The sequence below is a fragment of the Maricaulis parjimensis genome, assembly GCF_016817355.1.
Classification (GTDB): domain Bacteria; phylum Pseudomonadota; class Alphaproteobacteria; order Caulobacterales; family Maricaulaceae; genus Maricaulis; species Maricaulis parjimensis.
In genome coordinates this window covers 29,736-43,043 of record NZ_JADOTT010000007.1, presented here as the reverse complement: position 1 = coordinate 43,043, position 13,308 = coordinate 29,736, and the positions used below count along the sequence as shown (strand labels likewise).

The 13,308-nt window shown below is 64.2% G+C and carries 15 protein-coding genes; 11 read left to right on the top strand and 4 right to left on the bottom strand.

Annotated elements, in window-relative coordinates:
- Nucleotides 1-100: 100 nt before the first annotated feature.
- The 3 genes from I0K07_RS12215 to I0K07_RS12205 all read right to left on the bottom strand — a co-directional run bounded on the left by I0K07_RS12215 (nucleotide 101) and on the right by I0K07_RS12205 (nucleotide 2,690).
- Entirely contained in the window at nucleotides 101-1,288 is a 1,188-nt protein-coding gene (locus I0K07_RS12215; RefSeq protein ID WP_203293815.1) for a cupin domain-containing protein, read from the bottom strand.
- 129 nt (nucleotides 1,289-1,417) lie between these two features.
- Entirely contained in the window at nucleotides 1,418-2,089 is a 672-nt protein-coding gene (locus I0K07_RS12210) for a hypothetical protein (RefSeq protein WP_203293813.1), read from the bottom strand.
- 19 nt (nucleotides 2,090-2,108) lie between these two features.
- Entirely contained in the window at nucleotides 2,109-2,690 is a 582-nt protein-coding gene (locus tag I0K07_RS12205) for a hypothetical protein (RefSeq protein WP_203293811.1), read from the bottom strand.
- A gap of 324 nt (nucleotides 2,691-3,014) precedes the next feature.
- Here I0K07_RS12205 and ruvC point away from each other — a divergent pair, with 324 nt between their 5' ends.
- Genes ruvC through ruvB form a run of 4 tightly spaced genes read left to right on the top strand, consistent with a single transcriptional unit; the run spans nucleotide 3,015 to nucleotide 6,011 of the window.
- Nucleotides 3,015-3,515, top strand: a complete 501-nt coding sequence (ruvC, locus tag I0K07_RS12200; protein WP_203293809.1) for a crossover junction endodeoxyribonuclease RuvC — start codon at nucleotides 3,015-3,017, stop codon at nucleotides 3,513-3,515.
- On the top strand, nucleotides 3,512-4,168 hold the full coding sequence (gene ruvA, locus I0K07_RS12195) for a Holliday junction branch migration protein RuvA (protein WP_203293807.1): 657 nt from the start codon (nucleotides 3,512-3,514) through the stop codon (nucleotides 4,166-4,168). Before ruvC ends, ruvA begins: the two co-directional genes overlap by 4 nt.
- A complete protein-coding gene (locus tag I0K07_RS12190; protein ID WP_203293805.1) occupies nucleotides 4,165-4,947 on the top strand; it encodes an MBL fold metallo-hydrolase in 783 nt (260 codons plus the stop codon). Before ruvA ends, I0K07_RS12190 begins: the two co-directional genes overlap by 4 nt.
- Nucleotides 4,944-6,011 carry a Holliday junction branch migration DNA helicase RuvB gene (gene ruvB, locus I0K07_RS12185; RefSeq protein WP_203293803.1) on the top strand — a complete coding sequence of 356 codons (1,068 nt, stop codon included), beginning with the start codon at nucleotides 4,944-4,946 and terminating at the stop codon, nucleotides 6,009-6,011. The genes I0K07_RS12190 and ruvB overlap by 4 nt, the downstream gene beginning before the upstream one ends.
- 1 nt (nucleotide 6,012) lies before the next feature.
- On the opposite strand, the gene I0K07_RS12180 is transcribed toward ruvB, so the two are convergent.
- Nucleotides 6,013-7,803 carry an ATP-binding protein gene (locus I0K07_RS12180; RefSeq protein ID WP_238934825.1) on the bottom strand — a complete coding sequence of 597 codons (1,791 nt, stop codon included), beginning with the start codon at nucleotides 7,801-7,803 and terminating at the stop codon, nucleotides 6,013-6,015.
- A gap of 76 nt (nucleotides 7,804-7,879) precedes the next feature.
- On the opposite strand from I0K07_RS12180, the gene ybgC reads away from it, so the two are divergent.
- The 7 genes from ybgC to pal all read left to right on the top strand — a co-directional run bounded on the left by ybgC (nucleotide 7,880) and on the right by pal (nucleotide 13,258).
- A complete protein-coding gene (ybgC, locus tag I0K07_RS12175; RefSeq protein WP_238934824.1) occupies nucleotides 7,880-8,338 on the top strand; it encodes a tol-pal system-associated acyl-CoA thioesterase in 459 nt (152 codons plus the stop codon).
- Between the two features lie 204 nt (nucleotides 8,339-8,542).
- Complete coding sequence (locus I0K07_RS12170) at nucleotides 8,543-9,097, top strand: nuclear transport factor 2 family protein (protein ID WP_203293799.1); 555 nt, start codon at nucleotides 8,543-8,545, stop codon at nucleotides 9,095-9,097.
- Nucleotides 9,098-9,267: 170 nt separating this feature from the next.
- Nucleotides 9,268-9,936, top strand: coding sequence for a protein TolQ (tolQ, locus tag I0K07_RS12165; protein WP_203293797.1), 669 nt, complete (start codon nucleotides 9,268-9,270; stop codon nucleotides 9,934-9,936).
- Between the two features lie 2 nt (nucleotides 9,937-9,938).
- Nucleotides 9,939-10,373, top strand: coding sequence for an ExbD/TolR family protein (locus I0K07_RS12160; protein ID WP_203293795.1), 435 nt, complete (start codon nucleotides 9,939-9,941; stop codon nucleotides 10,371-10,373).
- 12 nt (nucleotides 10,374-10,385) lie between these two features.
- Nucleotides 10,386-11,222: a hypothetical protein gene (locus tag I0K07_RS15895; RefSeq protein WP_275297538.1), complete on the top strand. Its 837-nt coding sequence runs from the start codon at nucleotides 10,386-10,388 to the stop codon at nucleotides 11,220-11,222.
- Between the two features lie 23 nt (nucleotides 11,223-11,245).
- Nucleotides 11,246-12,601 carry a Tol-Pal system beta propeller repeat protein TolB gene (gene tolB / locus I0K07_RS12150; RefSeq protein ID WP_203293793.1) on the top strand — a complete coding sequence of 452 codons (1,356 nt, stop codon included), beginning with the start codon at nucleotides 11,246-11,248 and terminating at the stop codon, nucleotides 12,599-12,601.
- Between the two features lie 132 nt (nucleotides 12,602-12,733).
- On the top strand, nucleotides 12,734-13,258 hold the full coding sequence (gene pal / locus I0K07_RS12145) for a peptidoglycan-associated lipoprotein Pal (protein WP_203293791.1): 525 nt from the start codon (nucleotides 12,734-12,736) through the stop codon (nucleotides 13,256-13,258).
- Nucleotides 13,259-13,308: the final 50 nt, after the last annotated feature.

Genomic DNA, 13,308 nt, shown 5'->3' with positions numbered 1-13,308 from the left:
CCTGCCGGAGAGTCCGGCTGGCTTCAAACGCGGATGTAGGCCTTCCGGGCGGCGGCTCGCAAGGCATCGCCCGGTTTTGAATTATAACTACTTGTAATTGTCAGTCGGCCGGAACGATGAGACCGAAGGCATAGAGCTTGCCTATGACCTCGTTGGCTTCCTCGTCGGAAATCTCCGTGAAGTCCGCCTTCGAAACCACGCCGCCATCCAGCAGGGTGTGCAGGGCGGGCTCGGCCGCCAGCGGGAAATGGACCTCTCCACCGGCCGTGATGATCACCACGGATTTGTCGGTTCCGGCCAGACGCCAGGGCGCAAAACGGCGCAGTTTGAAGGCTTGCCCCTCGCGTTTGGGGAGATTGAAGTCCGCGATTGTGCCGGCCGTGGCGGGCATGCGCGACCGGATGAAGGTGTCGACGAAAAGGTCCATGGAGGATTCAAGTTCGGCCTCCTTGGCGATCACACCCAGCAATTCCTTGAATTGGGTCTCGGCCTGGTCGCGCTCGAAGTCCGGACGGGCAAAGCCCACGGGGAGGGCGCGGCGGAAGGCGGAGTGATTGAGCGCCACTTCGGACACGGCTTCAAGCATGAGGTCCGCCCAGGTCTTCACGATCAGGCCCAGCGTGATGTGCAGGGAGGCTTCCTCGCCATGCGTCGAGGCGTCATGCATCAGGCCGCGGGGTACATAGGCGCATTCGCCGGCCTTCAGGACGAATTCCTCCACCGGTTCGCCCACGGCATGGTCTTCCGGGCGGAAGCCTTCGCCGCGATAGGGGTTCTCCACCGGCGTGTCATAGAGCCGCCAGTATTTCTCGCCGGAAACCTGCAGCACGAAGACGTCGTGATCGTCATAATGCGTGCGGAAGCCCTGATTGTGCGGCGGGGTGAGGTAGATATTGGTCTGCACCTGGCAGGAGAGCAGGTTCTCCATATTGCGGCAGAACTCGCCCAGCACGGCATCATTCATGTGGAGTTGCGGCAGGATGATGGTCGCGCCTTGGCGGTATTGTTCGGCCACGCCGCCGCGATCGATATAGCCGGTCTCGAACGTGTATTGCTCCGGCGAGACGGGCGGTTCCGAGCGCGCCATGTCCAGCTGTCCGGAGCGCAAATCGCGATTGGCGACGATGTCGTCGATCCGCTCGATGCTGAGCAGGTCCAGATACCGGCCCGGATCCTCCCGGTGAACAATCAGCGCTTTCTTCTCATGATAGTCGTCGAAGAAGGTCTTCGCATCGATCGGGTCGATGAGGCAGCGCATCGGGTCGGTCAGCCAGAGCGGTTCGGTCATGTCGGCAGGTCTCGAAACGGGGAGGGTTCGGGCACGCGGGGAGCGGGCCGTCACGCAGGGTCAACAGGAAGGAAAGAGGCGGGCCGGAGACCGGACACATCCGATGCCCGGCCCGCCTGGATCAGGAAATCAGCAACGGCGTCCGCGTCCGACTGGATCGGCATAGGAGCCGGTATCGCTGTCGGTGCAGGAACCCCGGCGTCCGCCGCGGCCATTGCCGACCGGATCATAGGGGTCATTGTCCGTGATGCCGGAACCGCGATTGCCACCGCGGCCATTGCCGACCGGGTCCGCATAGCGGCCACTATCACTGTCGGTCACGCCGGAGCGATAGCCGCCGCCCCGACCACGACCCACCGGGTCTGCATAGGAGCCGGTATCGCTGTCGGTGACACCGGAGCTGCCGCGTCCGCGACCGACCGGGTCGGCATAGGAGCCGGTATCGCTGTCCGTGACGCCACCGCCACGACCGCCGCCGACCGGGTCCGCATAGGCGCCGGTGTCGCGGTCGGTGATTCCGCCGCCTCGGCCATTGCCTACCGGGTCCGCATAACGGCCGGTATCGCTGTCAGTCACACCGGTATTGCCGCGCGGTCCACGGCCCCGGCCAACCGGGTCATAGGGGTCGCTGTCGGTATAACCGCCGCCACCGCGGCCGCCACCGACCGGGTCATAGGGATCGCTGTCCGTATAGCCGGTGGTTGCGCAGCCCGCGACTGTGCCGGCGGCACCTGTGGTCAGCGCCGCACCGGCCACCCGCGTCAGGAAAGAGCGCCGGGAAAGCTTGCCGCGTTTCGCCATGGTCTAGCCCTCCAGCGGATCAATAGCCCGGACGGCCGCGACCCACAGGGTCGGAACATCCGCCGGTATCGCTGTCGGTCGTGCCCGGACGCACCGGACCGCGTCCACGTCCACCCGGGTCCGAACAGCCACCACTGTCGCTGTCGGTATAGTTGGAACGGCCACGGCCATTGCCGACCGGGTCCGCATAGGAGCCGGTATCGCTGTCTGTGATGCCGCTGGTGCGGCCGCCGCGGCCATTGCCCACCGGGTCCGCATAGGAACCGGTATCGCTGTCTGTCAGACCCGAGGTGCGGCCACCGCGACCATTGCCGACGGCATCGGCATAGGCGCCGGTGTCGCTGTCCGTGATGCCGCTGGTGCGGCCACCGCCGCGGCCATAGCCGACGCGGTCGGCATTGCCGCCGGAGTCGCTGTCGGTGATGCCGGTGCGGCCATAGCCGACACGGTCGGCATAGGAGCCGGTGTCGGCATCGGTTTGTCCTGTGTAGTTCTGGGCTTCACTGGCACCCGTGATTACGGCACCTGCGCCGGTCGCAACCGTGGCGCCAGCAACCCGAGTCAGAAATGAGCGACGGCTGAGCGTCCCCTTCTTGGCCATCCGGACCTCCCATGTGATGGCACGAACCCTTCCCCAAGGATTCGGCATGTCCCTCTGCTCTCCCAAAATCGGCTCAGGCCAGTTTTTGAAGATGCATCAAGAGTTTATGATTCAGCCCTGAGCCGATCAAACCTATTCTCAAAATATTCTTTTCTTCAAAAACAAGGGGTTGCGGGCAAAGATGAGACTGCCTCGCATACATGATGCGAGCGGGTCGCAACTGGCATTGTTTCTGACACTGAGTTGCAACTGGCTACGGCTTGTGTTCACGCCTTGTTCTGCTGCCCGTCCTGGTGCTAACACTGGAAACAACAAGGGGGCGAGATGACAGCACCGGTCACGATTCTCGGTATTGATCCGGGCCTGCGGCGAATGGGTTGGGGCATGATCCGTATCGACGGTACACGCCTGTCGGCCGTCGGGCATGGCGTGGTCACGCCGCCCGTCAATGCCGCGCTCTCGATCCGGCTGGATCATATTTTCCAGGCGGTTACCGATCTTGTCACGCAATACCGGCCCGACGAAGCGGCGATCGAGGAAGCCTTCATGGCGGCCAATGCCGCCTCTGCCCTGAAGCTGGGCCATGCCCGGGCGGCCGCCCTTCTGGCGCCGGCGCGGGCGGGTCTGCCAGTGGCAGAATACGCGGCCCGCCTGGTCAAGAAATCCGTGGTCGGTACCGGCGGGGCCGACAAGGACCAGGTCGCCGCCATGATCAGCGTGCTCCTGCCGGGCACGAAGGCAAAGGCCGACGAGGCGGATGCACTGGCTGTGGCGATCTGCCATGCCCATCATCGCCGTTCGGCCAGTCTGGGGAGTGTCGCATGATCGGAATGCTCAAGGGCATAGTCGCTGCGCTCGGTCCTGACGGGATCGTGCTGGATGTGAACGGGGTCGGCTATCTGGTCGGCGTCGGCTCCGGCACGCTCTCCCGGTTGGAGCCGGGACAGAGTGTCACCCTGCACATCGAGACCTATGTCCGGGAGGACGCGTTCAAACTGTTCGGCTTTCTGGATGATGTGGAGCGCGCCTGGTTCGTGCATCTGCAGAACGTCCAGGGTGTCGGCGCCAAGGCGGCCTTCGCCATCCTCGATACCAGCCCGGTCAGCGAGATCGCCAATGCGGCCGCACTGGGCGACAAGGCCACCTTCTCGCGCGCCAAGGGGGTCGGCCCCAAACTTGCGGCCCGCATTGCCACCGAGCTCAAGGACAAGGCACCGCCCCAGGGGCGCAGTTTCTCGATCGGATTGCCGGTCCACGAGACCGGAACGCCATCCGCCGCAGCCGCCGTGCCGGCCTCGGCTCCGGCGCCTTCGGACACATCGTCCGGCCTTCGGGAGGACGCCGTTTCGGCTTTGCTGAACCTGGGTTATCACGAGACCCATGCTCGCCAGGCCGTCGCTACTGTGCTGCGCCAGGACGGCGACGCACCTGGCCTGAACGATCTGATCCGCCTGTCCCTGAAGGAGTTGGCCCCGTGAACCGTCTCGCCCTGATTCTCGCCGCCGCTCTGAGCCTGGCGCCGGGTTGCCGGGCGAATGACCCCGAACCGGTCGAAATCCGCATGATCGCCAATATGGGCGTCCTGATCTCCCGGGGCGAGAACCGGGTGATGATCGATGCGCTGTTCACCGATGCCTATGAGGGACGCTTCCGAATACCGGTCGAGGCTGACCGCCTGGCCATGATCGAGGGTAGCGGCGAGTTCCCGCGTGGCACGCTGATGTTGTTCACCCACAGCCATGGCGACCATTTCGACGCAGACCTGGTTCGCATGGCGACCGGGCAACAAGGCGGTGGCCGGATTATCGGGCCGGCTGATGTGCTGGCGATGCACGCAAATGGTGACCCGGAGGCGCAGACGGAACCGGTTGGCGGGACGTTCACCGCCGCGCAGCGCCAGCGCTATGGGTTCGATCTGGACAGCCGCCCCATGTTCCACATGAACGGTATCGACAACCTCACCTATGCGGTCAGTTTCGGCGAGATCACGCTGCTGCACCTGGGCGATACAAACCCGGATGAAGCCGATCTTTCGGTGTGGGATGATACCGATATTGATGTCGTCATGTATCCGATCTGGTGGGACCAGTCAGAGCGCGGGCAGGCCAAGCTGAATGGAGACTGGGCAGATGCGATCCACATTGCCCTGCACATTCCCGCATCGGTCAGCCGTGAAGACGCTGTTGCCCATTTCGGTGAAGGGCATGTCCTCGTGGACGCCGGCGAGCGGATCACGATAAACGCGGAAGAGAGATGACCGACGCCTTTGATCCTTCCGGCGAAGACCGCCTCGTGGACCGTGAGCAACAGGCCGGGGACGGCCGTGACCGGGCCCTGCGTCCGGAACAATTCTCCGACTTTGTCGGCCAGAAGGCTGCGATCGCCAATCTCAAAGTCTTTGTCGAGGCTGCGCGCCGCCGTGAAGAGGCGCTGGACCACGTCCTCCTGTCCGGCCCGCCGGGCCTGGGCAAGACGACATTGGCGCAGATCGTGGCGCGCGAAATGGGCGTGGGTTTCCGGGCAACATCCGGACCGGTGATCGCCAAGGCCGGCGATCTCGCCGCCATCCTGACCAATCTGGAACCGCGCGATGTCCTCTTCATCGACGAAATCCACCGTCTGGCTCCGGCCGTCGAGGAAATCCTCTATCCCGCGATGGAAGATTTCTGTCTCGACCTGGTAATCGGGGAAGGCCCGGCGGCCCGCACCGTGCGGATCGATCTGCCGCCTTTCACCCTGGTAGGCGCCACCACGCGGGCCGGCCTCTTGGCCACGCCCTTGCGTGACCGGTTTGGCGTGCCTGTCCGCCTGGAATTCTATGACGAGGACGAACTGGGCTTCATCGTCACCCGTGCAGCCCGCAAATTCGGGATCGATGCCTCACCCGATGGCGCCCACGAGATCGCCCGCCGCGCCCGCGGCACGCCGCGCGTCGCCGGACGCTTGCTGCGCCGTGTGCGTGATTTCGCCGAAGCTGAAGGGGCCAGTGTGATTTCTGCCGAGGTCGCCGACCGGGCCCTGAAGCGGCTGGAAGTCGACGCGCTGGGGCTGGACAGTCTGGACCGCCGCTATCTCAAGGCGCTGGTGCAAAGCTTTGCCGGCGGGCCGGTCGGGGTGGAAACCCTGGCGGCCGCTCTGGCCGAAGCCCGCGATGCGCTTGAGGATGTGGTCGAGCCCTTCCTCATCCAGCAGGGCTTCATCATGCGCACACCGCGCGGCCGCGTCGCGGCGCCGCGCGCCTGGGATCATCTCGGCCTGACCCCGCCGCAAAGCCAGGCCGGTCAGCCGGGCAGCGGGCAGGGCGGCTTGTTCGGGAAATAGCCTATTCCGCCAGATAACGGGCCGGGCGGTCATCCCGGTCTTCCGGGACATGCAGGGCGTGGCTCATCAGGGTTGAAATCAGCGCGTCGCGGGAAATGGGTTTGGCCAGCACGCCATCCATTCCGGCAGCCTCGTATTCCGCGACCTGTTCCGGCATGACGTTCGCTGTCAGCGCATACACCGGCAATGAGGGTTGGCCGGAACCGGCTTCGCGCCGGCGGATCTCGCGGGTGGCCGACAGTCCGTCCATCACCGGCATTCGGCTGTCCAGCAGGACGATGTCGAAACTCTCCGCGTCCAGCAGGTCCAGCGCTTCCTGTCCGTTCTCCACCAGGCAGAGCGTGCCGACGAGACTGTCCAACAGGGCACGCAGGACGAGGCGGTTGGTCTGGCTGTCATCAGCCGCCAGCACGCGCAGGCGCTGCAAGGCCGACAGGTCTCGTTGCTGCGGCTCCGGACGGGCCATGACCAAGTCGGGCGCAGCGGCGCGGACCGCGATGCTGGCTGTGAAGGTACTGCCCTGGCCGGGCGTGCTCTGAAGGCTGATTTCCCCGTCCATCAGCTCGCACAATTGCCGGCAGATCGCGAGACCCAGGCCGGTTCCGCCATAGGCCCGCATTTCCGCCGAACCAGCCTGCGCGAACGGCCGGAACAGGCCCTTGGCGTCCTCGGGCGCAATGCCGATCCCGCTGTCAGCGACTCGCATCGTGATCCGGGCTTGGCCCTCATCATCGGGGGCGTGGGCGTGCAGGCTGACCTGAACATGGCCGGCCTGGGTGAATTTGATCGCATTGGCCGTCAGATTGGCGAGGATCTGGCCGATCCGCACCGGATCCCCTACAAAGACGCGCTCGCCATCCCCGGTCAGCCGGATGGAGAAATCCAGCCCCTTCTCCAGGGCTTGGGCGGCAAACAGGCCTTCCAGCATGGCGACCGTGTCGGTCAGCCGGAAATTCTGCGGCACGATTTCCAGCCGGCCGGCCTCGATCCGCGCCATGTCCAGAACCTCATTGACGAGGCGCAAAAGCGCATCGCCGGACCGGGTCATCATCTCCAGCTTGTCACGCTGGTCCGGACCCAGAGCATCCTGCTGCAGGGCTTGCGCCATGCCCAGCATCGCATTCATGGGCGTGCGGATCTCGTGGCTGATATTGGTCAGGAAGGCGGTTTTGGCCTGATTGGCCGCATCGGACCGTTTGCGGGCCTCTTCCAGCGCCGCACCGGCGGCCGCCATCTGATGCGCGAAGATCGCGCAGACGGCGCTGGCGGCCAGGGTGAGCAGGATCAGGGTGATCGTGATCCAGCCCAGCAAATAGTAATTGATGTCCCAGTCGGCCGGTGTGGGCACCCAGTCGCGGAACAGGAAAAGCCCGCCCATGCTGGCCCCGACCAGTACGCCGAAGCCAAGGCCGGCACGCGGGCCGACCAGAAAGGCCGCCAGGATCGGCAGGCCGGGCAGATAGATGACAACCGGATAGGCCATGCCGCCCATGCTCGCAGCCTGTCCCGTCAGCACGACATAGAGAAAACTCACCGTGAGCAGGCCGGTCGTCCGCAGGCTCAGCCTTGATCGGGCCAGGGCCGGCAGGGCGCCGAGCGTCAGTGGCGTCACCAGTCCGATCCAGGCCTGGGGCGGAAAGCGTTCGTAATTGGCCACGAAATTCAGGGCACCTGCCAGGCCGCCGCAGACCACGACGGTCAGCGCGATGACGCCGATAATGCGCAATTGCGCCGCGCGAAGATGGTCGCCATCCTCGACTGCAGGCCATATGTACGCTTTCAAGCCTTTCATGGGTGACCCCATGTTCGCTCCCCGAACTCATCCCCTAAAGTTGCGTATAAACGTCAGACTCTGATTTTGGATTAACATGACCCAGACTCTTCAGCCCGCTTCCGGCGAATTCCAGGCCGACCGCATCCATCGTCTGCCCGTGCGGGTCTATTACGAGGACACGGATTTCTCCGGCATTGTCTACCATGCGCGCTATCTGCACTTCTTCGAGCGCGGGCGTACGGAAAGCCTGCGGGCGCTGGGCATTCACCACTCCGAACTGGCTGCACAGGAGGATGCGCTGGCCTTCGCGGTGCGGCGCATGAATGTGGAATTTGTCCGGGCGGCACGGGTTGATGACATCCTGATGGTGGAAACCTTCTACAAACCCCAGAAAGGGGCCCGGTTGATGATCGGGCAACGCATCCTGCGGGGCGATGAACTCATTGCCGAAGTGGACGTCCAGGCTGTGTGTATTGATGCTGCCGGACGGGCCAAACGACCGCCGCGCGAAATGGCCGCCCTGTGGCAGCCTTATGTGATTGAAACAGACTAGACCGTCTGGACGGTACTGTGGACTGGCCGGTCATTCCGCTTGCCGACGCCCTGCCTGCACGCTTACCCTGTAGGCAGGAAGGGGGCCTGTTTGGACACACCGCGCCAAACCCGTCAGAGCACTGACCCTGGGAATCCGGCAGAGCCGGACCGGCCCCCGAACTTTGGCTTTTCCGTCACGCGCGTCCTGCAGGACGGGGATTCGATGTTCATCAAAGCGGTGAACGAATCCGATGGCGGCGGTGCCTCCTGGCTGACGATGAGCCTGATCCGGGCCGATGAGCGCGGCATGATGTCGGTCCGTCGCCAGATTTCCGCGCGCTATGTCCAGCAGGACTGCCTGTGCTCCTCCCTGGCGGCCTGCGCCCTGCCCAACGGATCTCCGGAGGAGACGCCGGCCAACAAGGAGCGGGTTCGGGAATTCATCGACGCGGTCACCAATAGTGACGGGCTGGACCGGTTGGACGATTTCATCGACCGCTCGGTCTTCGTGTCCCACACACCCGGCGGCTGTATCGATCCTGACCGTCTGGATGATTATGCCTCCCGCCGCAGCCCGCGCAGTGGCCTTCGTTATCACGGTGTTGATGACCTGGTCGGGGAGGGCAGTTTCGTTGCGGTCTTCTCCGCTTACGACCTTGACGGGCAACATGCCCGCACCTGTGACCTGTTCCGGCTCGCCGAAGGCAAGATTGTCGAGCATTGGGATGTGGTCGAACCGGTCGCGGCGCATACCGTGGCGCACAATGATGAAGCTTGAATGTGCGCCCCAACTGTTATCTCATCCCCCGCAAATTTGCCGTAATCACCATGCATGAGTGCCATCACGGGTGATCGCCTGGGGTTCAGGCATTGCTCATGCATGATATTGGGCGTGTGTAGTGAAATGGGCCGCACCGGTGTGCGCGCTTGAAGCAGAGGGCCAGCTTCATGGAATCGAGTGTCGTTGAAGTCGCACAGGCGGTCGAAGGTTTCTCCTTCTACGATCTGTTCATGCGGGCTGACTGGGTTGTGAAGGGCGTGATGGGCATCCTGGCCTTCATGTCGATCTGGTCCTGGGCCATCGCCATCGACAAGGTTTTCCATCTGCGGGGCCTGCACGCCAAGGGCCGCCATTTCGAACGTGAATTCTGGTCCGGCCAGCCGCTCGAAGATCTCGCCGACAAGCTGACGCGCAATGCCAAGGAGCCGTTCTCCAAAGTGTTCGCAGCGGGCTTGCGCGAATGGGAAGGCGAGAATGCCGGCGGGCGTGTCTCCAAGGCCGCCGGGGCCGAAGCGGGCCGCCAGATGACCAATTGCGAAGGGGGCCTGGGCATCCTGGCCACCATCGCATCCGCGGCGCCTTTTGTCGGCCTGTTCGGTACGGTCTGGGGCATCATGAATGCCTTCCGCGCCATCGCCGCCTCGCAGAATACCAATCTGGCCGTCGTGGCCCCGGGTATCGCCGAAGCCCTCTTTGCCACGGCTCTGGGCCTGCTGGCAGCCATCCCGGCCGTGATCTTCTTCAACGCCCTGTCCGCCAATCTCGCCAAATACGGCTCCAAGCTGGACGGGTTTGTTGATGAGCTCTCCGCCCTGGCCGACCGGGATGCGTTCTAGCCATGGCTGTTTCCCTCGATAGCGGCGGCCGTGGCCGCGGCCGGGCCCGCTGGAAGCCCAAGGCCGAGATCAATGTCACGCCCTTCGTGGACGTGATGCTGGTCCTGCTGATCGTCTTCATGATCACTGCGCCCCTTCTGAACCCCGGTGTACCGGTCGACCTGCCGGAGACCGAGGCCCGCAATTTGCCGGGTGATGAGGAACCGCTGACCATCACAATCACGGCCGACGGGATGATCTTCCTGCAGGAAACCGAAGTCGAATTGGCCGAGCTGGCACCGCGTCTCGTGGCGATTGCCGGAACCGGATACGACGCCCGCATCTACATTCGGGCCGATGATGGCGCCGCCTACGGCGATGTCGCGCGCGTGATGGCGAATATCAACGCCGCCGGTTTCACCAATCTGGGCCTTGTGACCGATCCGATCGAACGATAGCGAGGCCGGCTTGTGCGTGCGCTTTTCGTCTCTCTTCTCATCCATGCCGGGATCATCGCGGCCGGGCTGATCTATCTGCCCAAGGCCTCGTCGATTCTGGAGGACACGCCGATCGTGCCGGTACAGCTCGTTGCACTGTCCGAGCGCACGAATGTGCGTGCGGCCGCGCCGGAGCCTGAGCCGGAACCGGAAGAGCCGCTGGAAGAGACGGTTGAGGATGCCATCGAGGAACCGGCCCCCGCGCCGGAGCCCGAGCCCGTCGCACCGGAACCCGAGCCGGAGCTTATCGATCCTGATCCGGTCACCCCGGAGCCCGAGCCGGAACCGGTCGAACCGGAGCCCGAGCCTGAGCCGGAACCCGAACCGCAGCGTCCCGAACCCCGCACACCGCCGCAGCGCGAGCCAGAACGCCCGGCCGAACCCTCGCTGGAAGACATGCTCGGCAATATCGAGCGCCAGGTTGCCGAAGTGCGCCGCGACACGGGCACGCCGGAGACGGGGGATATCCGCCGTTCCGCCGGGGATGGCAGCGCCACGACGGCGACGCTGCAGGACATGGTCTCCAGCCATCTGGCCCGCTGCTGGCGAAATTCGCTGGACGCGCCGGAGCCGGACGAGCTGGGTGTCACCCTGCAGCTGCAATTGAGCCGGAATGGTGAATTGTCGTCGCCGCCGCGTCTGGTCGACCAGGGCCGCATTCTCAATTCCCCCAATCCCTATCTGCGGATAGCCGGAGAGCGGGCGATGCGTGCGGCCGTGGAATGCGCGCCGTATCCGCTGCCGCCTGAAGCCTATTCCCAGTGGCGTCAAATTGAGGTCAATTTTTCGCCGGAACTTTATAACCGCTGATGTTTGCCGCCGGAGTTTCCCGCATGAACCGATTGCTTGCCGTCTTCACGGCCCTGCTAGCCGGACTGATGGTCACCACCATGGCCCAGGCCCAGGAACCGCTCCGCGTCGATGTGACCCGCGGCAATCTGGATCCGCTTCCCGTCGCCCTGCCGGACTTTGTCGGCACCAGCGAGGAAGCCCTGTCGCGCGGCTCCGATATCACGCGCGTCGTCACCAATGACCTGGCCTCGTCCGGCCTGTTCGCGCCGATCGACCAGGACGCCTATATCGAGGACATCGAGAATATCGATCTGCGCCCGCGCTTCTCCGACTGGCGCGTGATCGGGTCCTCGGCCCTGCTGGTCGGCAGTGTCCATATCCAGGATGATGGCCGGCTCGTCGTGGCCTTCCGCCTCTGGGATACCCGGCTGGAAGAACAGCTTCTGGGCCTGCAATACCGCACCGCCCCGGAAAACTGGCGCCGCGTGGCTCACCGTGTGGCCGATGAAGTCTATCAGCGTCTCACCGGTGAAAGCGGCTATTTCAACACGCGCATCGTCTATGTCGCCGAAGGCCGCGGCATTGAGGGTGAACCCCTGCGTCAGCTGGCCATCATGGATCAGGACGGTGCCAATCCGTCCTTCCTGACCGATCGCTCCTACATGGCGCTGCTGCCGAATTATTCGCCCAACTCCCAGGAGATCACCTATGTCTCCTTCCTCAACGGGCAGGCGACGACCTATCTCTACAATCTGGAAACCGGCCGCCAGGAAGCGCTCTTCACCCAGGCCATGCGCGAAGCCGGTCTGGACCCGAACGGGCAGAGCCTGTCAGCGCGTTTCACGCCGGATGGCAGCCAGCTGGCCGTGTCGATCGAGACCCGCTCCGGCCATGACATCCACTTGTTCGACCTGCGCACACGCGCCCTCCAGCGCCTGACCCAGCACCCGGCTGATGATGTGGAACCCTCTTTCTCTCCGGATGGTGAACGCATTGTGTTCTCGTCCGCGCGCGGGGGTGGTTCCCAGCTCTACACGATGAACCGGGATGGTTCCGACGTGCAGCGGATCACCTTCGGCGAAGGCCTCTACACCACGCCGGTCTGGTCGCCGCGCGGCGATCTGATCGCTTTCACCAAGCAGAGCGGGGGGCTGTTTTCCCTAGGCGTGGTGCGGGCGGACGGCTCGGGCATCGAACGTATTCTCTATGAGGGCTATTTCGTCGACACGCCGGCCTGGTCCCCGAATGGGCGGGTTCTGCTCTTCACGCGCGGCGAACCGCGTTCGGATGGTACGCGTTACGAAATCTGGAGCATCGATCTGGCCGGCTTCAACCTGAGGCGGTTGGCGACGGGTGGAATGGCATCCGACCCGGCATGGTCGCCCTTGATTGAGTGACGGATTTCTGCGTAACGTTTCGCAGGAATGCGGCACCATTGGGGGGGTCGTTTATTCAGTTGCGTCACGCGAGTCGTGATTGGGAGTATGCCAGTAGCCGTCACGGCTGCGGCTGGATGAGGGTGTAACATCATGAAATTCAAACTGTTTGCCGTTGCGGTTATCGGTGCCTTTGCAACCGCTTGTGCCTCGACGCCGCCGGCCGATGACACCGAAGTGCCGATTGAGCCGCCGGTCACCGATCATGGCAATGACGTTGTCGACACGACGCCTGCAGGCCCGACGGCCGGTTCTCCGGAACACTTCGTCGCCACCGCTGGCGACCGCGTCTTCTACGGCCTCGACCGTCACGACCTGACACCGGAAGCCCGTGCCACCCTGCGCCGTCAGGCTGCCTGGCTGGCCAGCTATCCGGGTGCCCGCATCCTCGTCGCCGGCAATTGCGACGAACGCGGCACGCGGGAATACAATCTGGCCCTGGGCGCCCGTCGCGCCAATGCGGCCCGTGACTATCTGATCAGCCAGGGCGTGGATGCCTCGCGCATCTCCACCACGTCCTACGGCAAGGAAAACCCGACCTGCACGCAGTCCAACGAGCAGTGCTGGGCGATCAACCGTAATGCCACCACGACGCTCGTCGGCGGCTACACGAACTAGGCCTCAAGGCCTGTTTGACAGACAGCGCCCGCAGCCTTCAGGCTGCGGGC